17 protein-coding genes are annotated in these 20099 nt (G+C 64.2%); 13 read left to right on the top strand and 4 right to left on the bottom strand.

Annotation, left to right across the window (positions count from 1 at the left end; genetic code table 11):
• Entirely contained in the window at nt 1-735 is a 735-nt protein-coding gene (locus J2S45_RS09680; protein WP_296930872.1) for an ABC transporter ATP-binding protein, read from the bottom strand.
• A complete protein-coding gene (locus tag J2S45_RS09675) occupies nt 725-1984 on the bottom strand; it encodes a hypothetical protein (RefSeq protein WP_307635261.1) in 1260 nt (419 codons plus the stop codon). The genes J2S45_RS09680 and J2S45_RS09675 overlap by 11 nt, the downstream gene beginning before the upstream one ends.
• 613 nt (nt 1985-2597) lie before the next feature.
• Between J2S45_RS09675 and J2S45_RS09670 the strand changes: the two genes are divergently transcribed.
• The 8 genes from J2S45_RS09670 to J2S45_RS09635 all read left to right on the top strand — a co-directional run bounded on the left by J2S45_RS09670 (nt 2598) and on the right by J2S45_RS09635 (nt 11765).
• Nucleotides 2598-3827 carry an Nramp family divalent metal transporter gene (locus tag J2S45_RS09670; RefSeq protein WP_307635447.1) on the top strand — a complete coding sequence of 410 codons (1230 nt, stop codon included), beginning with the start codon at nt 2598-2600 and terminating at the stop codon, nt 3825-3827.
• A 159-nt stretch (nt 3828-3986) separates the two neighbouring features.
• Nucleotides 3987-5153 carry an IS1249 family transposase gene (locus tag J2S45_RS09665; RefSeq protein WP_307634965.1) on the top strand — a complete coding sequence of 389 codons (1167 nt, stop codon included), beginning with the start codon at nt 3987-3989 and terminating at the stop codon, nt 5151-5153.
• A gap of 391 nt (nt 5154-5544) precedes the next feature.
• Nucleotides 5545-6375, top strand: coding sequence for a hypothetical protein (locus J2S45_RS09660; RefSeq protein ID WP_307635260.1), 831 nt, complete (start codon nt 5545-5547; stop codon nt 6373-6375).
• Nucleotides 6376-6384: 9 nt separating this feature from the next.
• A complete protein-coding gene (locus J2S45_RS09655) occupies nt 6385-6999 on the top strand; it encodes an FABP family protein (RefSeq protein WP_270975746.1) in 615 nt (204 codons plus the stop codon).
• The gene (gene ygfZ / locus J2S45_RS09650; RefSeq protein ID WP_307635259.1) at nt 6996-8081 is read left to right on the top strand and encodes a CAF17-like 4Fe-4S cluster assembly/insertion protein YgfZ; all 1086 of its coding nucleotides are present in this window, start codon (nt 6996-6998) and stop codon (nt 8079-8081) included. The genes J2S45_RS09655 and ygfZ overlap by 4 nt, the downstream gene beginning before the upstream one ends.
• A 15-nt stretch (nt 8082-8096) precedes the next feature.
• Nucleotides 8097-8438, top strand: a complete 342-nt coding sequence (locus J2S45_RS09645; protein ID WP_296929179.1) for a DUF2516 family protein — start codon at nt 8097-8099, stop codon at nt 8436-8438.
• Nucleotides 8438-8887 (top strand): D-aminoacyl-tRNA deacylase, encoded by a 450-nt coding sequence (gene dtd / locus J2S45_RS09640; RefSeq protein WP_296929181.1) that lies wholly within the window; start codon nt 8438-8440, stop codon nt 8885-8887. Before J2S45_RS09645 ends, dtd begins: the two co-directional genes overlap by 1 nt.
• Nucleotides 8888-9191: 304 nt before the next feature.
• The gene (locus J2S45_RS09635) at nt 9192-11765 is read left to right on the top strand and encodes an ATP-dependent Clp protease ATP-binding subunit (RefSeq protein WP_296929183.1); all 2574 of its coding nucleotides are present in this window, start codon (nt 9192-9194) and stop codon (nt 11763-11765) included.
• Nucleotides 11766-11770: 5 nt separating this feature from the next.
• Here J2S45_RS09635 and rbsK read toward each other — a convergent pair whose 3' ends face one another.
• Complete coding sequence (gene rbsK / locus J2S45_RS09630; RefSeq protein ID WP_307635258.1) at nt 11771-12700, bottom strand: ribokinase; 930 nt, start codon at nt 12698-12700, stop codon at nt 11771-11773.
• Nucleotides 12700-13500 (bottom strand): DUF4432 family protein, encoded by an 801-nt coding sequence (locus J2S45_RS09625; RefSeq protein ID WP_307635257.1) that lies wholly within the window; start codon nt 13498-13500, stop codon nt 12700-12702. The genes rbsK and J2S45_RS09625 overlap by 1 nt, the downstream gene beginning before the upstream one ends.
• Before the next feature lie 568 nt (nt 13501-14068).
• Between J2S45_RS09625 and J2S45_RS09620 the strand changes: the two genes are divergently transcribed.
• From J2S45_RS09620 to J2S45_RS09600, 5 genes are all read left to right on the top strand, one after another.
• Nucleotides 14069-15091 (top strand): hypothetical protein, encoded by a 1023-nt coding sequence (locus J2S45_RS09620; RefSeq protein ID WP_296931645.1) that lies wholly within the window; start codon nt 14069-14071, stop codon nt 15089-15091.
• A gap of 255 nt (nt 15092-15346) precedes the next feature.
• On the top strand, nt 15347-16198 hold the full coding sequence (locus tag J2S45_RS09615) for an HAD-IIA family hydrolase (protein ID WP_307635256.1): 852 nt from the start codon (nt 15347-15349) through the stop codon (nt 16196-16198).
• Nucleotides 16199-16332: 134 nt separating this feature from the next.
• Nucleotides 16333-17916 (top strand): FGGY-family carbohydrate kinase, encoded by a 1584-nt coding sequence (locus J2S45_RS09610; RefSeq protein WP_307635255.1) that lies wholly within the window; start codon nt 16333-16335, stop codon nt 17914-17916.
• A gap of 14 nt (nt 17917-17930) precedes the next feature.
• Nucleotides 17931-18719, top strand: a complete 789-nt coding sequence (locus tag J2S45_RS09605) for a DeoR/GlpR family DNA-binding transcription regulator (RefSeq protein WP_307635254.1) — start codon at nt 17931-17933, stop codon at nt 18717-18719.
• Nucleotides 18712-20079 carry a sn-glycerol-1-phosphate dehydrogenase gene (locus J2S45_RS09600; RefSeq protein ID WP_307635253.1) on the top strand — a complete coding sequence of 456 codons (1368 nt, stop codon included), beginning with the start codon at nt 18712-18714 and terminating at the stop codon, nt 20077-20079. The genes J2S45_RS09605 and J2S45_RS09600 overlap by 8 nt, the downstream gene beginning before the upstream one ends.
• The last annotated feature ends 20 nt before the right edge of the window (nt 20080-20099 follow it).

The following is a 20099-nucleotide window of genomic DNA, read 5'->3' as shown; positions in this document are numbered from 1 at the left end:
CTATGCACGCTGCAGGAGGTCGATGTAGCGAGCTTCGAGGGCTGCCACGGAACGGTCGTTGCCCTCGATCAGCACGGCTGGTGACCCGTCGTAGACGAGCGTGCCCTTGGACAGCACAAGAAGATGATGCGCGCTCGATTCGACGTCCTCGATGAGGTGGGTGGACAAGATGATCGTCGAGTCGATTCCTGCGAGTAGCTTGCGGAAATGGGTGCGCTGTTCGGGGTCGAGCCCCGAGGTGGGCTCATCGAGAACGATGATGCCGGGCGTCCCGGCGATGGCGGCCGCGATGCCCGCCCGCTGGCGCATTCCTCCCGATAGCGTGCGGAGCTTCTGGGAGGTGGAATCGGTGAGGCCGACGTCGGCGATGGCGGCGGCCGCCGCGTCGTGAATCTGCTCCTTCGGATAGGTGCGCATCCACAGGTTATACTCCACGAACTCGGCAACGGTCAGGGCGCCGTCGGCAGAGAAATCTTGGGGCAGGAAGCTAAGCCTGGCCTGGGCCTGGCGCCGCGTTTTCTTGGTTCCCATGTCATTGCCCAAGACGGATACGGATCCTGAGGCCGGCGTGTAGAGTCCGATGATGGTCTTCAGAAGCGTCGTCTTTCCTGCGCCATTAGGTCCGAGCAGTCCGGTGATCTTTCCTGATGGCACCCGGAAAGATAACCCACTCAAGACGGTGTGCCTGCCGTATCGTTGGCTGAGGTTTGCCGAAACAATCGCGTCAGTATCCATTGTTGTCCTCCGGTGCGTCGCACAATTGCAGGTCGTTTCGCATCCTCGAGACCAGCTTTTGCGCAATCTGTTCGTCGGTTAGGCCCACCCACTCTTGGGCGATGTGCCTGACCTCGCTGTCATGTTCGGCATCAGTCGAACGGTAGTCCGTGGTTGAGATATTTCCGTAAATGAAGTTGGTGGCGAGGTCGAACGTGATGTCCGCTGTGCCACACACCGAAAGCGGATGGCCGATGTCTGCGAGGATATCGCCGGTGATGGCTTGAGTGGACATAACTGATTTCGTCGTGCCGCCGAGTGAAGGCAGAGCGATTCGCCTGTCGGGCGGTGCGGTTGTGAGCCGGTCGGTGTTAAGCCCGGGCTCGTAATACAGGATGGGAGCGAGATCGATATTGGCGGCTTTGCGAAGGAGCTGCGCGCGGGCGATCTCGGCGGAGAGGAACGGCACCCTGTAATCGCTCTCGTTCCACGTACACAGCAGATCCTCGCCAACGGGCGTACACGTATGGGCGGAATCGCTATCTTGGCGCTCCGTGGTGAGCTTTATTGGGGACAAGAAGTAGAAGGCGACGAAGAAGGCCACGAGGCAGGTGGCGACCGCCGCTCTGGACATCCATATGCGGTGCGCGCTAAAAGACTCGAAGGAGCTACGCGCCGCGAGGGCGAGGAGCAGGATAGGGACGATGAATGCCCACACCTGTGGGTTTGCGCTGTCCCAGTTGTTGATAATGCGGGTCGTGTTGGTGTAAAGGCCGAGGAACTGGCCGGCGATGAAGGCGGCGAGGACGCAGAGGATGCGATGAGGGATGAGTAACCCCAGGGTTTGACCTATCAATACAAGCGCCCCAAGGAGCGCCAGGGCGGAAGGAATGTAGCTCGGATCGAGGTACCCGCGATTCGAGACGAGCATGGAAGCCAGAAGGGTTGCTGTGAATGACAGGGCGAACGGCATAACCGCCAGTGTTGCGTACTGGACGATAAAGTCGGCGGCATTCAGCGCGATGCGAGACCGAGGTGACGTCAGCGAGATTGCGTTTTCGTCCGCCTCTGCGTGAGATCTTGTGAGGAATGCGCTTGCTGCGGCGGTGATCCCGCCCAGGAATGTAACGTAGATCCAGGGTAGCAGAGTTACTGTGTTGTACGCTTCGAAGATCCGATCGCGCATGGCGAACGCGATGAGGAGGTAGGCCGCGGCGGCGGCGAAGAACGACACGAGATATGCCCGCAAGGGGTAACGTAGGCGAATCATGGTATCGGCCAAGGTTCGACGCCGCGCGGCACGAGGCTACTGCGCCAGTGTCTGGGCGTAGTGGACGTTGAACAAGCACTCTGTCGAAGACAAGTTGTAGGCGTACTTGCCCTTAGAAGCCCATGTCCATGCGCCGTAAGTTGTGGGTTGTCCGGTACACCATGCCTTGGTTGCGATCTTAACGGAGCGCGTTGCAGGTTTGCAGTTGGTCCAAGCCTTATCCTCTTGAATGTATGCGCGGCAACCGTATACCGTTGAGCCGCGGTAGCCGTCCCCTGCAAGGGCTGGGCTGGCCGCTCCAAAAGTGAGCCCAATGGCTAGGAGTGTTGCGGCAATCCGAGACTGAGTCCTCTGATGCATGATCAATTCCCTTCCTTGTGTGTGAGCTGTAGCACGATTATGTCGTGCGCGAGATAATCGTGTCGAGGGACGTAAGTCCTGTTTGGCGGATATGTGCAGCGGTGAAGGGCCGGAATAGGGCGGCTTCGGAGGGGTGGGTGACACCCGTCGTCGTGCATCGGGAATGCGAGGTTTACCTCGCCGCATTGAACAATTTAGGTTCGCCGAAATAGGGTGTAGGTGTCAGTCGGTATGTAACAGGGAAGTGGTTGTGGTGCTAAACGTTCGCGCAGGCCGAAGTCAGGGGCTCCTACCCATGCTTGGGCCGGCATTTGTGGCCGCCGTGGCGTATGTCGATCCGGGCAACGTGGCGGCGAACATATCGGCGGGCGCCACATATTCCTACATGTTGGTGTGGGTGCTCGTCCTCGCAAATGCTATTGCGGTGCTCGTTCAGTATCAGAGCGCCAAGCTCGGACTCGTGACGGGACAATCGCTCCCGGAGCTCCTTGGAGATCGTCTGCCCACGCGGCAACGCATCGCGTTTTGGCTGCAGGCGGAAATCATCGCGGCGGCGACCGACCTTGCCGAGATCATCGGCGGGGCGATCGCCCTCCAGCTGCTATTCGGGCTACCGCTGATCGTGGGCGGAGTGATCGTCGGGGCGGTGTCAATGTCGCTTCTGATCTTCCAAAACGTACGGCGCCAACGCCAGTTCGAAGCCATTGTGGTCGCCCTACTGGCGATCATCACCTGCGGCTTCCTTGCCGGGCTGTTCATCAATCCGCCGTCGGCGGGCGGGGTGCTCTCCGGCATGATCCCGCGCTTTAGCGACACGAACTCGGTGCTGATCGCCGCGTCGATGCTAGGCGCGACCGTGATGCCGCACGCGATCTACCTGCATTCCTCGCTGGTCAATCATCGCTTCGCCAAGAAAGGGCGCAACTTCAAACTCCTTCTCCGAGCCACGCGCGCCGACGTGGTCTCCGCCTTAATCGTCGCCGGCGCGGTCAACCTGGGTCTGCTGCTGCTCGCCGCGTCCGCGCTCGGCGGGCGAGCCGGCACCGACTCCATTGAGGGTGCGCACGCCGCCATCGCGGATGTGCTCGGGCCGGGAATCGGCGTCGTGTTCGCGGTGGGGTTGCTCGCCTCGTCCCTGGCCTCGACGTCGGTAGGGGCGTACGCGGGCTCGGAGATCATGGGCGGGCTGTTGCACGTGAGGGTTCCGCTGTGGGTTCGCCGCCTCGTCACACTCATCCCGGCGCTGGTGGTGCTGTGGGCGTACCCGAATCCGTCGTGGGCGCTGGTCATTTCGCAGGTGGCGCTCTCGTTTGGGATCCCCTTCGCCATCATTCCGCTCACCAAGTACACCGCCGACAGGGGCGTCATGGGCGATTACCGCGACGGGCCCGTCATGCGGGTTGCCATGGTGACGGTGTCGGTGCTGATCGTGGTGCTGAACTTCGCCCTCATTTATCTGACCTTGACCGGCGCGGGCGTCTAGGGCGGTTCCGGGCTATAGGCCGCGGTTCCGGGTCAATAGACAAAAAATGTGTTTTATGATCGAGTTTTTCGTTGGTGTAATAAGGGAAAGTCAGGGTTCTTAAGGTTGAGACGCTGAAAGTGGTTGCTTCGTTGACATCTGCCCGGTTACGTGCATGGGGTGAGAAGACCAAACCCGCACGCCCGCCGCTGCCCGATTTGTCAGACCGCCACGAAGAAGAACGGCTCAACGAGTGCTGGCCGGCAGCGCTGGAGATGCCCGGCTTGTGGCCACAGCTTCACCAGCACTCATCGGCGCCAGCAACGCGAAAAACAGTTCCGCGAATTCGTTGAATTCATTACCGACACTGAACCCAAACGTCGCCTAACCGGCTCTACTCGGACGTGGGATCGCGATCACGCTTGGTGTTGGGATACCCGCCCGATCTGGGACATCACCGGAGAGGTTCATGACCAGATCTTCATCGACGGGACCTACATCGCTCACGGCTGGTGCGTCTTGGTGGCGGCTACCACTGACGGTGTTATCGCCTACCAGCTATGCGCCAAAGAATCCAAAGCCGCCTACACGGCCTTACTGTCGCGTATCCCTGCTCCGGCCGTGGTCACCACCGACGGGGACCGCGGGGCCCTGGCCGCGATCAAGGCCTGCTGGCCTACCAGCCGCCTGCAACGGTGCCTAGTCCACATCCAGCGCAACATCCGCACCCTGACCACCACCCGCCCCAAGACCGACCAGCACAAGGCCCTATACAAACTGGCCTTGGACCTGACCAAGATCACCACCGCCGACCAAGCCATCGCCTGGCAAAAAGGCCTCGCAGCCTTCCACACCCTCTACGACACCTGGCTGGCCGAACGCACCTACAAGGCCACTGTCGCCCCCTCACAGATCCCGCGCTTTGCCCAGAACAACAAGTCCTGGTGGTATACCCACCACGCCACCAGGCGCCTGGTCAGAGCCTTAGACGGCTACGTCAAGGCCGGGGTGCTCTTTACCTACCTCGACCCCACCACAGGCGCGACAAGCCCCCTGGCCTCAACCACGAACTCCTTAGAAGGCGGGACGAACGCCGTGCTGAAGACCTACCTACGAGCCCACCGCGGCCTATCCGAAGAGCACATGAAGACCGCCCTGGACTACTTCCTCTACACCCGCTCCATCGACCCCCAACCCCTGGCCACGTTCATCAACAACACCCCCGCCACCACCAAGCCCAAACCCGAACCTGAGCCCGACGGGCCAGCCTACATCGACAACGCCATCAACACCCAAGCCCCTTGGGACGACGGCCTGACCATCCACCAAGGCTGGGCAGGACACTAACGACACGCCCGGATAAGACACATTTTTTGTCTATTAACCCATTTTGTCTATTAACCCGCGGTTCCGGGTTCCCGGGCTTGCGGGCAAGAGCAAAGGGAAGGGCCGCACGAGAAGGTGCGGCCCTACGCTTAGGACACCGAACCCGAGAGCGCCTGTCGGCGCTAAGGCCGCTCGTAGCGGCAAATATTTGGAGCCCGGGGCTTTCGCGATCCGGTGTCTGACTCATAGCCTAGCTCACGTTTTCCATCCTGTCACCCCTCGAATCGCGCACGCTTTCCGCTCCAGCTGGGCGCTCCTGCACGTTCGCCTAGGTTGTTGTAAAACCGCACCACAAAGCCGTTTGGCATGGTAAAGTCCTTATACCGGAGTTTGGGGAGATACACTTTTGGCTATGACGTCCTCCACCCAAGAGTCCGGACGCACGCCTTCGCTCACTGATCGGTTATTTGATCGGGAGGCTCCGGCCCGTCCTTCCGCCGATGTGCGCCCGCCCTTTATTTGGGCATCCGTCGGCGCGTTTTATGCCGCAATCATCGCGCTCGGCGTTTCCCTCGGGCCGCTCGCAGCGGCGATCGGGACCCTGGCGACGGCAATCCCGCTCATAGCGGGCTGGCCGGTGATCATGGGCCTAACGAACCGAGCTGTTTCCCGCGTGGTCATGACGTTGACGCTGGCCGCCGGTCTTCTCGCCGCGTGCCTGAACTCGATGACGGGCACCATGCTGGCCGCCACCTTCGCCATCTTCGCCTCCTTCGTGGGGGAGATGATGCGACGCGACGGCCGCCCCCACCTCGTCGAACACATCTCGGCGTCGGCGGGCGGGGCGATGGTCATGATCTCGGCGTCGATGTGGGTGTTCGTGGCCGGGGGCTGGCAGGTAGCCAGCCGCGCGTTGCCTAATCCGGGCACGTTCGTGGGCCTGCTGACGGCGATTATCATCGCGGTGGCCACCCTCGTCCACAGCTTCGACTCGGATCACGCCAACCTCCTTGGCCTGGTCAACGCGACGGCGGTTGGTCTGCTGATGGCGTTCCTCCTCGGCGGCCCGGTGTGGGTCGGCGGCGCAATCGGCGTGTGCGTGGGGCTTGTATTCGCGTTCATCCGCCGATGCATGCGCGGATTCGAACGCCCGCTGACCTGGGTTCAGGGCTATGTGAAGGCGGTGATGCCGCATTGCGCGCTGGGCATGATCGGCTACATCTTCACGCTCGTTGTGCTCTAGGCTAATCTCATGGCTTTCCGACTTCCTGAGAATCTGGCCCCGGAGAACTACCCGCTGGGCTGGCTGATTGACACGTGGTACGGCGGCGGTGTGCTGGAGTATGAGAACGTCGACGCCGCGGCGTACCTGCACGAGCTGACGATCGACGCCGTCGATGGCGGCCCGTACGTTCGCCTGAATTCGCGGATTTGGCTGGCGAAGGAGCCGGCGTCGGAGGTGGATAAGGAGGCGCCGGGCCAGTGGACGTACGATCACCTGACGAAGGACGTGCTGTGGTCGGCGCAGACGGGCTACCTGCGCGTCACCCCGGATGCCCCCAAGCGCGAGGATGGCTCAGTGGAGCTGGAGGCCACGGTCGCCACCCCGATGGGTATCTCCCAGCTGTGGGTGGGCCTCATCAACGGCCCGCGGCTTCAGATGGTGACCGACACGGTGATCCGCTCGGGCGCCGCGGCGGACTTTAAAGCGGCGAAGTTCTTGGGCGGCAACGTGGCCTCGGATTTCTTCTACGCCTACGACATGGAGGCGTTCGGCTTCGAGATGCGCAACTATCTTGCGGGGCGGCTTTCGCGCCAGTTCGACGACGCCGTTGACGCACCCGCCAAGAAGGTGGAGGAGGAATGAGCCCGGCGGCCCGCTCGGTTGAACTCCCCGGAGCCGTGCTCGACGAGGCGCACGGAGTGCCGGCGCACTTTGGCAACCCGTTCGCGGAGGAGAACATGTTGGCCCGCGGGCGGGCCTTCACGGACTTGAGCTTCGTGGAGGTCGTGACTGTCTCGGGGCTGGACCGGGCCACGTGGTTGCACAACCTCACCACCCGTGACTTTCTGAACCTCCCCACGGGCGAAAGCTCGGAGATGCTCTTGCTTGACCCGAACGGCCACATCTGTTCGGCCGCCGGCGTGATCGACGACGGCGATCGCACCTGGTTTTTCCTCGACAGCGGCCAAGCGGAGCCCTTTACCGCGTTCCTAGACTCGATGGTGTTCCGCATGCGGGTAGGGGTGGAGCGCCCGGACGTGCGGGTGTTTGGCTTTTTCGCGCCGGACGGTGTGCCGGAGGCAATCGCGGCGCTGGCCGACGTCGTCTGGCGTGACCCCTGGCCGTGTACGCTGCCCGGCGGTGCGAACTACGGCGTGCCCGACGCGGATCACCCGGCGTACGGGTCGGCGCGCGTGCTGATCGCGGCACGGCCGGACCAGCAGGTGATCGAGACGTTCGGCGCGGCGGGTTTCGTACCCGCCGGCCTGCAGGCGTGGGAAGCGAAGAGGATCTCGGACTGGCGCCCGCGCCAGAACACGGAGGTGGTGGAGCGGGCCCTCCCGCACGAGCTGGACTGGCTACGAACCGCCGTCCACCTGGAGAAGGGGTGCTACCGCGGCCAAGAGACGGTGGCGAAGCTGGTCAACTTGGGCCGCCCGCCGCGCCGCCTGGCCTACCTTTACCTGGAGGGCCCGGAGGGTGAGCTGCCCGCCCGGGGCGCGCAGGTGATGGCGGGGGAGAAGGTCGTGGGGCAGTTGACCTCGGTGGCTCGCGATTCGCAGGAGGGGCCGGTGGCGCTAGCCCTGCTCAAGCGAAACGCGCCCGAGGGCGAACTGTCGGTGGGTGCGTTTGTGGCCGCCCAGGTGCCGATTGTGGCGCGTGAGGGGAAGTCGACGGCGTCGCCGAATGAGCGTCCGGGCGCGGGTATGCGTCCGTGCCGCTGAGGGAGGCCCGGAACAATGGGAATCGTCGACTCCGCCTTTACCATCCTTTTTAATATCGTCTTGCCGCTTGCGATCACCTGCCTGTTTGTGTGGGCGTTCATCGACGCGGCGGCGCGCCCGGCCCGGCAGTTCGCGGTGGCCTCCCAGTCGAAGAACTTCTGGCTGGTCATCCTCGGCGTCGGCGCCCTCGCCGAGGTCGCCACTCGCTTCCAGTATCTGCTGCATCTTTACGTGCCGTTCTCCGGCTTCATCCGCCTCGCGTTCCTTATCGCCCTGGTGTACTACCTTGGCCCGGAGCGTTCGAAGATGGGCCGGAGGCCGGGTTCAGGGCGCGGGACACAAAGGGGGACCTGGTAATGCGCGCAGTTATCCAACGCGTAAGGCGTGCGTCCGTCACGGTAGATGGCCAAATTGTGGGGCAGATCGGCCCGGGACTGTGCGTGCTCGTGGGCGTCACTCATGACGACGGGCCCGCCCAGATCGACAAGACCGCCCGCAAGATTGCTCAGCTTAAGCTGCTACGCGGCCCCGACGGCGACGACGACCCAGCCGCCCGGGTCAGCGCCGAGGAGTGCGGCGCCCCCATCCTGCTGGTCTCCCAGTTCACGCTGTATGCCGACGTGCGCAAGGGGCGCAAGCCTAGCTGGTCGCATGCGGCCGGCGGCGAGGCGGCGGAGCCGATCTTCGACGCGGTTGTGGACGCCGTACGCGGCTACGGGCTGCGCGTCGAGACGGGTGTGTTCGGGGCGATGATGGACGTCGAGCTGGTCAACGACGGGCCGTTCACCATCCTCGTCGAGGTGTAGCCCGCCACTGGCACCCCGGCGCTCACCGGCCTGCGCTGACAGGCGGGCGCCGAAAAGCGGGCACCAACGGGCGGGGCGAACGCGCGCCAGCGAGCGTGGAGTGCCGGAAGATGCCCGGCGCGAGCCGCACGACGTCGTCGTGAGAAAACGTCGCAGATCTCCGCCTTTCGCACAGGGCAAAAGTCCCGCGCTGTCTCACGCCTGTGGCGAAACGGCGGACGAGCGGGGCGGCGTCGTCGTTAAGGTGAATGAGGAATCGCGAGGAGATGCACGACCTCGCGAGATTATTTTGAAGGAGTCCAACTTGTTTGAACGGTTTACAGACCGCGCTCGGCGGGTCATTGTGCTCGCCCAGGAGTCCGCGCGCAACCTCAAGCATAACTACCTCGGCACCGAGCACATCCTGCTGGGCCTCATCAAGGAGGGCGAGGGCGTGGCGGCCAAGGCGCTTGAGTCGCTGGGGATCACGTACGACGCCGTGCAGGAGCAGGTCATCGAGATCATTGGCGAGGGCCAGGAGCAGCCGTCGGGCCACATCCCGTTCACCCCGCGCGCCAAGAAGGTCCTCGAATACGCCATGCGTGAGGGGCTCCAGCTCGGCCATTCCTACATCGGCACCGAGCACCTGCTGCTCGGCCTGTGCCGCGAGCAGGACGGCGTGGCCGCGCAGGTGCTGGTCAAGCTGGGGGCGGACCTGGGGCGGGTTCGCCAGCAGGTCACGCAGCTGCTGTCGGGCTACCAGGGGAAGGAAGCCGTGGGTGTCGGCGGTGGCGGCGCTCGCGAGGGCCAGAAGGCCGGCTCCACCATCCTCGATCAGTACGGGCGCAACCTCACCCAGGCGGCACGCGAGAACAAGCTCGACCCGGTGATCGGGCGCCACAATGAGACCCAGCGCGTCATGCAGGTGCTCTCTCGGCGTACGAAGAACAACCCCGTGCTCATCGGCGAACCCGGCGTGGGTAAGACGGCGGTGGTCGAGGGCCTGTCCCAGGCGATCGCTGCCGGGGACGTGCCGGAGACCCTCAAGGATAAGCAGCTCTACTCGCTCGACATGGGTTCGCTGGTGGCGGGTTCGCGCTACCGTGGCGACTTCGAGGAGCGGATGAAGAAGATCCTTAAGGAAATCAACACCCGCGGCGACATCATCCTCTTCATTGACGAGATCCACACCCTTGTAGGCGCGGGCGCGGCCGAGGGCGCGCTGGACGCGGCGTCGTTGCTCAAGCCTATGATGGCGCGCGGCGAGCTGCAGGTGATCGGCGCGACCACCCTAGACGAGTACCGCAAGTACATCGAGAAGGACGCGGCGCTCGAGCGTCGTTTCCAGCCGATCCAGGTCGAGGAACCGTCGGTGAAGGAGACCATCGCAATCCTCGAGGGTCTGCGCGACCGCTACGAGGCCTACCATCGCGTGACCATCACGGACGAGGCGCTCGAGGCCGCAGCGACGCTGGCGGACCGCTACATCAACGATCGCTTCCTGCCAGACAAGGCGATCGACCTCATCGACGAAGCCGGCGCCCGGCTGGCCATCCGCAAGATGACCGCCCCGCCCGAGCTGCGTGAGCTAGACGAGCAGATCGGCGAGGTCAAGCGCGCGAAGGAGGCCGCCATCGACGGCCAGGACTTCGAGAAGGCCGCCTCGCTACGCGACCAGGAGCAGCAGCTCACCGCCAAGCGAGCCGAGCGTGAGAAGGCCTGGAAGGAGGGCGACCTCGACGTCGTGTCGGTGGTGGACGAGGATCTCATCACCGAGGTGCTCTCGATGGCCACGGGCATCCCCGTCTTCAAGCTCACCGAGGCCGAGTCCGCCAAGTTGCTGCGCATGGAGGAAGAGCTGCACAAGCGCGTCATCGGCCAGGATGAAGCCGTCACCGCGCTGTCGCAGGCGATCCGCCGCACCCGCGCTGGGCTGAAGGATCCGAACCGCCCCGGCGGCTCGTTCATCTTCGCCGGCCCCACCGGCGTGGGTAAGACGGAGCTGGCGAAGGCGCTCGCGGAGTTCCTCTTTGGGGACGAGGACTCGCTCATCACGCTTGACATGTCCGAATACTCCGAGAAGCACACCGTCTCGCGACTGTTCGGCGCGCCTCCGGGATACGTGGGTTACGAGGAGGGCGGCCAGCTGACCGAGAAGGTCCGCCGCAAGCCGTTCTCCGTGGTGCTGTTCGACGAGGTGGAGAAGGCCCACCAGGACCTCTTCAATTCGCTGCTCCAGATTCTGGAGGAGGGGCGACTGAGCGATTCGCAGGGTCGCGTGGTGGACTTCAAGAACACGATCATCATCATGACCACCAACCTCGGCACGAAGGACATCGCCAAGGGTGTGCAGACCGGCTTCCAGTTCGACGCCGACACGCAGACCTCATACGAGCGTATGAAGGGTCGCGTATCGGAGGAGCTGAAGAACCACTTCCGCCCCGAGTTCCTCAACCGTGTGGACGACATCATCGTCTTCCCGCAGCTGCAGAAGCATGAGATCCTGCAGATCGTGGACCTCATGATCGCTAAGCTTGGCGCCCGCTTGTGGGATCAGGGCATGTCGATCGTGTTGACCGATGAGGCCAAGGAGCTCCTCGCCGAGCAGGGTTACGACCCGGTGCTTGGCGCCCGCCCGTTGCGCCGCGCTATTCAGCGCGGGATCGAGGACATGCTCTCGGAGAAGCTGCTCTTTGGCGAGTTCACGAAGGGGCAGACGATCGTGGTGGATGTGGATCACGATGCCGTCCCGAAGGCGTTCACATTCACCGGGCAGGATTCGGACTACCAGCTGCCGCAGGGTGTCAAGCCCGCCGCTGAGGCCGAGCAGATCGACGGCCTGGCGCAGGCGACTTCGCTGATGTCGGCGGGGGAGGACTCCGGTGCCGACCAGGAGTAGGTGGTTTACCCGGACCTAGCCGGGACGATTTGGGCCGCATCTTCAGATATACGAAGATGCGGCCCAAATCGTCCCGTGAAGGGCGGCCCGACGGAGTCGGAGGCGTAGCGGATCGCCGTCTGGATGGCGGACTCCACGTCCCCGTTGGCCACGAGCTCGTGCGAGAAGCAGCCGATGAAGGCATCGCCTGCCCCGGTGGTGTCCACGGCATCAACCGTGGGCGCCTCGAAAAGCCGCGCCCCGGCGCCGTTGACCCACAGCGCACCCTTGGAACCGAGCGTGACGATGACGTCGCGAATGCCCGAATCGAGCAGGGCGTGGGCGGCGTTTTCGATGTCGGCCAGCGTGTCCACCGGCATGCCCGTCAGCAGCGACAGCTCGCTTTCGTTCGGCACGAAGTACGTGCAGTCCTTGACCTTCTCCAGCTCGAGGTCGGGCTGGGCGGGCGCCGGATTGAGCAGCACCGGGATGCCGTGTTCCTTGCCGAACTGGATGGCGGCGTACACGGTCTCGAGCGGGATCTCCAGCTGCAACACGATGAGTTGGCAGGCGGAGATCTTGTGGGCGGCGGCGTCGATGTCGGCGGGGGAGAGGTGGCCATTGGCGCCCTTGACGATGATGATCGAGTTGTGCGACTGCGGGTCCACGAAGATCGGCGCCACACCCGAGGTGGTGTCGGTGCGCAGCACGAACTCGGTGTCGATGCCGTTGCGGCGGAAGTTGTCGATCGTGTTGTCGGCGAAGACGTCGTTGCCCACGCGGGTCAGCATGAACACCTCCGAGCCGAGGCGCGCACTTGCCACCGCCTGGTTCGCGCCCTTGCCGCCGCAACCGATGGCGAAGCTGGGCGCCTCGACCGTTTCGCCCTCGCCGGGCATCCGGTCGATGTACGAGATGAGGTCGACCATGTTGGATCCGATGACTGCAATGTCCATTAGTTGCGTACTCCTGTCTTCACCGTGAACTTCTTTGTTTCCCCTGCGTTGAGCGTGATGAGCGTGCCGCACTTCGCGGCCGCGTTACGTCCCTCAGGCCGTGATGTGCCAGGCAAGACGAAGGCCGCGACCTGTTGATCAGCATTATAGAGAAGCCACCTTGTCGCCACGGGGAATTCTTTCGAGGAGAACTCGACGAAGAAGGTGTGCCCCTCGGTGCTGCTCAGCGTGAATTCGAGGTCGTCGCCGTAGGAGGGGAGGTCGTCGGCGAAGTAGACGATCTCCGGATCGAACTCCTTGGCGGTGTCGAGCGAGTCGGCATCGATCTTGCCCGCGAGGATCTGTTCGTTGATCTCGGTCCACCGCCGGGTGGGTGTCACGTGCGCGGGGATGGAGCGGCGCAGCTTGAACGCCCCCTCGGGCAGAGACTGGCTCATCGTGCCGCCCTCAACGAAGGCGTAGTTCATGTGGCACATGTACTGCAGCGGCATGGGTTGGTACTCGCTGAGGTTCGTCACGGACAGTGAGATCTCGAAGTCGGAGGCTCCGGCCTCGAGCCGCACAGACGGTGTAGCGCGATAGTGGTGCCCAAAACCGCGCACGTATTCGCGCATAGAAACCACGCGGACCGCGCCCTCCTCGATTTCCAACCAGGCCTCCTGCATGGGAGCGCAGGGGAACTCGCCGTGGAGCGGGTGGTCGTCATCGGGAGCGGGGCACCCCGCCGCGAGCAACCCAGAATGGAAGGCGAAACAGCCGTAGGTGTCCGAGATCTCGGTGGCGGGCCGCGGCTGCCGCAAGAGAATTGCGTAGCGAATCCAGGGTGGGCAGCGGGGGAGAGACGAGCACAACGTCGATCAGACCATAGCGCTGCTTGAGTTTGGCGATGACGTCCTTGCTTTGGTCGCGCGGATCGATGACACTGATGCGGATAAAGCCCTGGCGCTGGGCGTAGGCGAGCAACTTGGATACGGTGGGTCGCGAAATGTGCAGGTCGCGGGCAACCTCGGCCTGGGTCTTCCCCGAGTAGCCGGCCTACCCGGACCTAGCCGGGACGATTTGGGCCGCATCTTCGTATATCTGAAGATGCGGCCCAAATCGTCCCGTGAAGGGCCACCCGCCCTCCGGCCCGGCAGGCGGGCACAGCACCTTTGAGCATATTGTCGTCACTCATGTGAAAAGCAACAACCTCGATGCTAGCGTGGGACAACAGATAGAGAACTGGCCCGGCAATGGCCGGCCGTAACGCCGCTGTAGCACAAGGGTTGTGAGATGGCGGCGGGTCAGGAATCTAGCTACGGATCGTCACCAGCCAGCGTTGGCTCGGCGTTCTCACACACGTATATCGCCCTTGACAAAGGAGTCCACATGGAAATTGATATCTTCTGGCTGGTCGCCGCCTTTGGAGGTGGCGCTTTTGGCGCGGCCATTGGTGGTCAGACGGCCTTCATCTTCACCGGTTTAATGTACCTCATCGGCCTCGGCGTGTACATGGCCGGCATTGACGCCAGCCCGTTCATGGATTCGGTGGTGTTCGGCCCGGTCTTCGGCCCGCACATCGCCTTCGCGGGCGGCGCTACGGCGGCCGCCTATGCCGCCTGGAAGGGCGTGATGCCAAAGGGAACAAACGGAAGAGATATCGTCACGCCGCTGGCCGGCCTTGGACGTTGGGATATTCTCGCGGTCGGCGGTGTGACCGGCATGATCGGTTACATCATGAACCTGGCCATCGTCTTCCTGTTGCCGGGCATCAGCACTGACCCTGTGTTGCAGTACGGCACGGGCACGATCGGCTCCACTGACACGGTGGCGCTGACCATCATCATCATCGCGATCATCACCCGTTTCATCTTCGGTAAGACGGGCCTGTTCGGCAAGGTCAACGGAATCGGCCTGCTAGAGGTGGGCGAGGGCAAGCACTGGGTTGCCCATCAGGAGAAGTGGTCGGTGAGCGCCGCCCACGGCCTGACGTCCGGCCTGCTGGCCGCGTTCGGTACGCTGGCAGTGGTTCAGATGTTCTTCGCGACCTCCGGCGGCGCGATCACCAACCATGCGCAGTTGCTTGGCTGGGCGATCTCGGCCGTGACGCTGATCTTCCTCACGTGTGGGCTACCGACGCCGGTGACCCACCATATGACGATCCTCGCCTCCATCGCGGCGATGCGTTTCATGCCCGTCATCGCGGGCACGTCGGATCCGACTATGTGGACGTCCGGTCAGCTGGCGATCGCCTGCATCATCGGCGGTATCGCCGGTTTGCTTGCGGGTCTGCTTGGCGAGTTCCTCGCCCGCACCACCTGCTCGAACGGTGACACCCACATTGATCCCCCGGCCTTCACCATCTGGATCGGCACCACGGTCATCCACCTGCTGGCCGTCGCCGCCATGTAGTCCGCGCTCCCGCCCGGAATCCGGGCGGGAGCCACGCCTCACGCGAGCCGAGCGTCGGTTCGCGCCCGGCTCTTGACTTGAGCTGGGATCTCCGCTCGCGCTGGCCGCGCACTCGGATCCGACCGCGGACCTCCGACTGGCCGCGCACTCGGATCCGACCGCGGACCTCCGCCCGGCCCCGTACTCGGGCACCGTGCCCGCCACACCGGCCTCGCCGCCGGAGCCACCCCCGACCACCCAGAGATAGGGAATAACATGGAATACTCTTCTCCGACCAAGCTCTACGACGCCTACGTCTTCGACCAGGACGGCACCATCTACCTCGGCGACCACCTGCTCCCGGGCGCGAAGCGACTCATTGAGGGCTTACGCGAGCTGGGCAAGCCGGTGCGCTTCCTGTCAAACAACCCCACGAAGGACCCCCAGGACTACGTGGAGAAGCTGGGCCGGCTGGGGATTCCGGCACCGCTGAGCGAGATCGCGAACACGGTGGTGACCACCACCCGCTGGCTCAAGGCGCACTATCCGGATGCGACGGTCTTCCCCATTTCCGAGGAGCCACTGAAGAAGGCGCTCCGCGAGGCCGGCATCAAGATGAGCGAGAACCCGGAGGAGATCGACATTGTGATTGCCTCCTACGATCGCACGTTTGAGTACCGCAAGCTGCAGATCGCCTTCGATGCGATCTGGTTCCACAAGCGGGCCTTCCTCATCACCACGAACCCGGATCGCTACTGCCCGTTCCCGGGCGGGCGCGGCGAGCCGGACGCGGCCTCCATCGTGGCGGCCATCGAGGCCTGTACGGGAACGAAGCTCCGGGCAAACATGGGCAAGCCGGAGCCGGCGATGCTCGAGGCGGCGCTCGGGGATTTGGACGTGGACCCCGCGAACTGCCTGATGGTGGGCGACCGCCTCCACACCGACATCGGGATGGCGATCAACACGGGGATGGCCTCCGCGTTGCTCCTGACGGGGGACAGCACGGCCGAGGAGGCCGAGGCCCTCGATCCGGCCCATCAGCCCACGTTCGTCCTGGATCGCATCGATCACCTCATCCCCGATGACATTCGCGCCCAGTGGGGGTGGTCTGACACGGACGAGGATTAACGACGCCGCCGGCGCCGGGCAACGACGCCGGCGCCGGGCACGTCGCAACCGGCCCACTCCCGCGGGCGAGCCCGCGCAACAGATAGCATGCGCCGAAGCGGCGCACCCACTTTAACAAACGCAAGGAAGAGAAGATGTCTACAGCAGCAGTCAACCGCTACACCCTGGGGCCCTACCTCATGGGCATCGATTTCGGGACGGAGTCGTGTCGAGTCGGTATCTTTGACACCGTCGGCTCGCCGATTGCCTTCGCGGCCACCCCCTACACCACCACCCACCCGCGCCCCGGCTGGGCGGAGCAGAGCCCGGCGGATTGGTGGCAGGCGCTGGTTGCCTCCACGCACCGGGTGATGGCCCGAGCCGGCATCGAGCCGCCCGAGATCGCCGGAATCTCCTATGACGCCACCACGATGACAGTGGTGCCGATGGATAAGAACGGCGAGGCCCTCCGCAACGCGATCATGTGGATGGACGTGCGCGCTACGGAGCAGGCGGCGCGCGTGGCGGATTCGACCTCCCCGGCCACCCGCTACACGGGCGGCGGCACCCTGCCTCCCACGGCTGAGTGGTACCCGTTCAAGGCGGCCTGGCTGCGCGAGAACGAGCCCGACGTCTACAAGCGGGCATATAAGCTGCTTGACGCCCCGGACTGGCTGACCTACCAGCTCACCGAGCAGTGGACCCAGAACATCAATACCGCAGCCCACCGCGCCTACTACGATCGCGATAACGGAGGCTGGCCGGTGGACCTGTACGAGCAGGCGGGCGCGGGCGACGTCTTCGACAAGCTCCCGGAGCGGGTGGTGGATCTCGGCGTCCCGATCGGCGGCCTGACGAAGCGCGCGGCGGAAGCCCTCGGCCTCATCCCGGGCACCCCGGTGGCGCAGGGCGGCGGAGACGCCTGGCACGGCCAGATCGGGCTGAACGCCCTCCAGCCGGGCAAGATGTCGCTGGTGACGGGATCCTCCCACGTCATGTCCGGTCAGACCACGGAGCCGCTGTCCGGTCCGGGCTTCTTCGGCGGTTACACGGACGGCGTCGTGCCTGGACAGTACACGGTGGAGATGTCGCTGACGTCGTCGGGATCGGTGCTCAAGTGGTTCAAGGACCAGTTCTGCCAGGACATTGAGAAGGCGGCCACCGAGATCGGCATCGGCGCCTACGACGTGATGAACACCCGCTCGAAGGACATCCCGATCGGCTGCGACGGCCTCATCATCAACGAGTACTTCCAGGGCAACCGCACCCCGTGGTCGGACGCGAAGGCGCGCGGCGTCTTCACCGGCCTGTCGCTGTCCCACACCCGCGAGCACGTCTACCGGGCCATCCAGGAGGCGGTGTGCTACGGCGTCGAGGCATCCTTGCGCAAGCTTCGCGACGTCGGTTTCGAGGTTCAGGAGTTCATCGCCTGTGGCGGTGCGACCAAGTCGCGCGAGTGGACCCAGATGCACGCGGACGTCACCGGCGTGCCGATCACGCTGACGGAGGTTGGCGACGCCGTCACCCTCGGCTCGTGCATCCTCGCCGCCGCCGGCGCGGGCCTGTACGACTCGGTGCAGGACGCCGCGGACCACATGGTTCACGAGCGCGAGCGCGTCGAACCGAACATGAATCGCCACGAGGAGTACAAGTTCTTCGCGGACAAGTACGTCGAGCAGTACGCGGTCAACCAGGATCACATCCACTCCGTGGTTGACTACGTGGCGGGACAGCGCTGAGGCCGGGGGCGATCATGGCGAAGGCGTCGCAGGAGGAGAGGCAGGCTCGCATTGTCGAGCTGATTATCGACCACGGCTCGCTGCGCGTCGATGACCTCGCCGAGAGCTTCGGCGTCTCCGTCATGACGCTCTACCGGGACCTCGCGGCCCTCGAGTCGCGCCAGATGATCGCGCGCCACCGCGGCACGATCTCCCTGCTGGTGTCCTCTATTTCGGAGACGCCGTTCGTCTTCCGGCTTCATCAGGAAGCGCAGGCCAAGGAGGCCGTGGCGCGGGAGGCGGCGCGGGTGGCCTCGCGCTACTCGTCGATCTTTGTCGACGATTCGTCCACGGCATACCTCTCCCTCGACTACGTGGGTGTGCCCGAGTCGAAGGCTTTCATCACGAACGCGTTGCCGGCGGCGAGCAAGATTGGTGCGGGCGATCACCAGTCGCTGACGATTCTGGGCGGGCGCTACGAGCGCACCCTGGACGCGTTCTTCGGGCCGGCGACGAACCGGCAGATGGCCGAGCTCGCCTTCGAGACGGCGATCCTAGGGGCGGCGTCGATCAAGGATGGGTCGATCTATCACCCGTTCATTGACGCCGCCCTGTTCAAACGCGAGGTCCTCGCCCGCACCGAGGCGCCGATCCTCGCTGTCACAGCATCCAAGCTGAGCCGGGTGGCGCTTCACCGCCTCGCGGATCTGTCGGAGTTTGCCTACATGATCATCGATGACGCCGTCACCGATGAGGAACTGAAACATTTACAAACGCTTACCAACGTCATTGTTGCCAAAAAGGAAGGGAAAGACAATGTCTGAGCTCATTGACAAGGCACTGAAGACTGCCACCGAAACGAAGGACATCATCTTTGGTGATGATGTCAACAAGGAGGCCGGCGCGCTGTTCGCCCGCCTCTACCCGGGCCAGAAGGTGTTGGTGGTGGCGGACGAGAACACGTTCGGCGCCGTCGGCGAGACCGTGGTGGCTTCGCTTCACGACGCCGGGGTTGAGTTCGCGGACGAACCCTACATTTTCCCTGGCACCCCGACCCTGTATGGCGACTATGTCAACGTCTCGAAGCTGCGTGAGGTGATCCGTCCCTACGAGAACACGATCGTCATGTCGATCGGTTCGGGCACCCTCAACGACATCGCGAAGCTGGCCTCGGGCGAGCTCGGGCGCGAGTACATCAACGTGTGTACGGCGGCCTCGGTGGACGGTTTCTGCTCCTTCGGCGCGTCGATCTCGAAGGACGGCTTTAAGATCACCCGCTCCTGCCCCGCGCCGGCCGGCCTGGTGATGGACATCCAGACGATGATGGAGGCCCCCTACCGCCTGACGGCCACCGGCTATGGCGACCTCATCGAGAAGATTCCCGCCGGCGCAGACTGGATCCTCTCCGACGAGCTTGGCATCGAGCCGATTGACGACTACGTGTGGAGCCTGGTTCAGGGCCCGCTCATGGATTCCCTGGGCGACCCGCAGGCGGTGCGCGACTGCGAGCACGACGCGATCGCGAAGCTGGGCGAAGGCCAGCTCATGTCCGGCCTGGCGATGCAGGCCCACCAGTCCTCCCGCCCGGCGTCGGGCGCGGGCCACCAGTTCTCCCACGTGTGGGAGATGGAGGGCCACGGCCTGGATTGGGAGCCGCCGCTCAGCCACGGCAACAAGGTGGGCGTGGGCACGGTGGCCTCGCTTGCGATCTGGGAGGAGTTCCTCAAGCTGACGGAGGAGGACTTCGACGTCGAGCGCGCCCTTAGCGCACGCAAGACCCCGGAGGAGGTGGAGGCGAACGTGCGCGCCACCCTCATCCCCACGATCGCGGAGGAGGCCGTCAAGCATTCGGTGGGCAAGCTGCTCTCCGAGGAGGAGCTGCGCGCCCGCATCGCGCTGCTCAAGGAGAAGTGGCCCACGATCAAGGCCCGTTGCGAGGCCCAGATCATCCCGGCGCAGCAGGCGTGGGACATGCTGAAGACCGCCGGCGCGCCCTACCATCCGGAGATGCTGAAGATCGACTGGGATCGCTTCCGCGAGACCCACTACAAGGCGCAGATGATCCGCCCGCGCTACACGGTGCTGGACATCCTCATGGACCTGGGGATTTACGACGACGTCGTGGAGCGGCTCTTCTCCCCCGAGGGCTTCTGGGGGCGCCACCCGCACCCGGATGCGGAATAAACGCAGACGGACGCAAGGCA

It is taken from the genome of Trueperella abortisuis (assembly GCF_030811095.1).
GTDB classification, from domain to species: domain Bacteria; phylum Actinomycetota; class Actinomycetes; order Actinomycetales; family Actinomycetaceae; genus Trueperella; species Trueperella abortisuis.
The sequence above is the reverse complement of the archived record's forward strand: the minus strand, read 5'-3'. Positions and strand labels throughout refer to the sequence as shown.

Excerpts from the sequence above, each read along its gene's own strand:
- J2S45_RS09645 (WP_296929179.1), top strand. The coding sequence starts at position 8,097 with ATGGGAATCGTCGACTCCGCCTTTACCATCCTTTTTAATATCGTCTTG.
- J2S45_RS09605 (WP_307635254.1), top strand. The coding sequence starts at position 17,931 with ATGGCGAAGGCGTCGCAGGAGGAGAGGCAGGCTCGCATTGTCGAGCTG.
- rbsK (WP_307635258.1), bottom strand. The coding sequence starts at position 12,700 with ATGGACATTGCAGTCATCGGATCCAACATGGTCGACCTCATCTCGTAC.
- J2S45_RS09675 (WP_307635261.1), bottom strand. The coding sequence starts at position 1,984 with ATGATTCGCCTACGTTACCCCTTGCGGGCATATCTCGTGTCGTTCTTC.
- J2S45_RS09610 (WP_307635255.1), top strand. The coding sequence starts at position 16,333 with ATGTCTACAGCAGCAGTCAACCGCTACACCCTGGGGCCCTACCTCATG.
- J2S45_RS09680 (WP_296930872.1), bottom strand. The coding sequence starts at position 735 with ATGGATACTGACGCGATTGTTTCGGCAAACCTCAGCCAACGATACGGC.
- J2S45_RS09660 (WP_307635260.1), top strand. The coding sequence starts at position 5,545 with ATGACGTCCTCCACCCAAGAGTCCGGACGCACGCCTTCGCTCACTGAT.
- ygfZ (WP_307635259.1), top strand. The coding sequence starts at position 6,996 with ATGAGCCCGGCGGCCCGCTCGGTTGAACTCCCCGGAGCCGTGCTCGAC.
- dtd (WP_296929181.1), top strand. The coding sequence starts at position 8,438 with ATGCGCGCAGTTATCCAACGCGTAAGGCGTGCGTCCGTCACGGTAGAT.
- J2S45_RS09620 (WP_296931645.1), top strand. The coding sequence starts at position 14,069 with ATGGAAATTGATATCTTCTGGCTGGTCGCCGCCTTTGGAGGTGGCGCT.
- J2S45_RS09600 (WP_307635253.1), top strand. The coding sequence starts at position 18,712 with ATGTCTGAGCTCATTGACAAGGCACTGAAGACTGCCACCGAAACGAAG.
- J2S45_RS09615 (WP_307635256.1), top strand. The coding sequence starts at position 15,347 with ATGGAATACTCTTCTCCGACCAAGCTCTACGACGCCTACGTCTTCGAC.
- J2S45_RS09655 (WP_270975746.1), top strand. The coding sequence starts at position 6,385 with ATGGCTTTCCGACTTCCTGAGAATCTGGCCCCGGAGAACTACCCGCTG.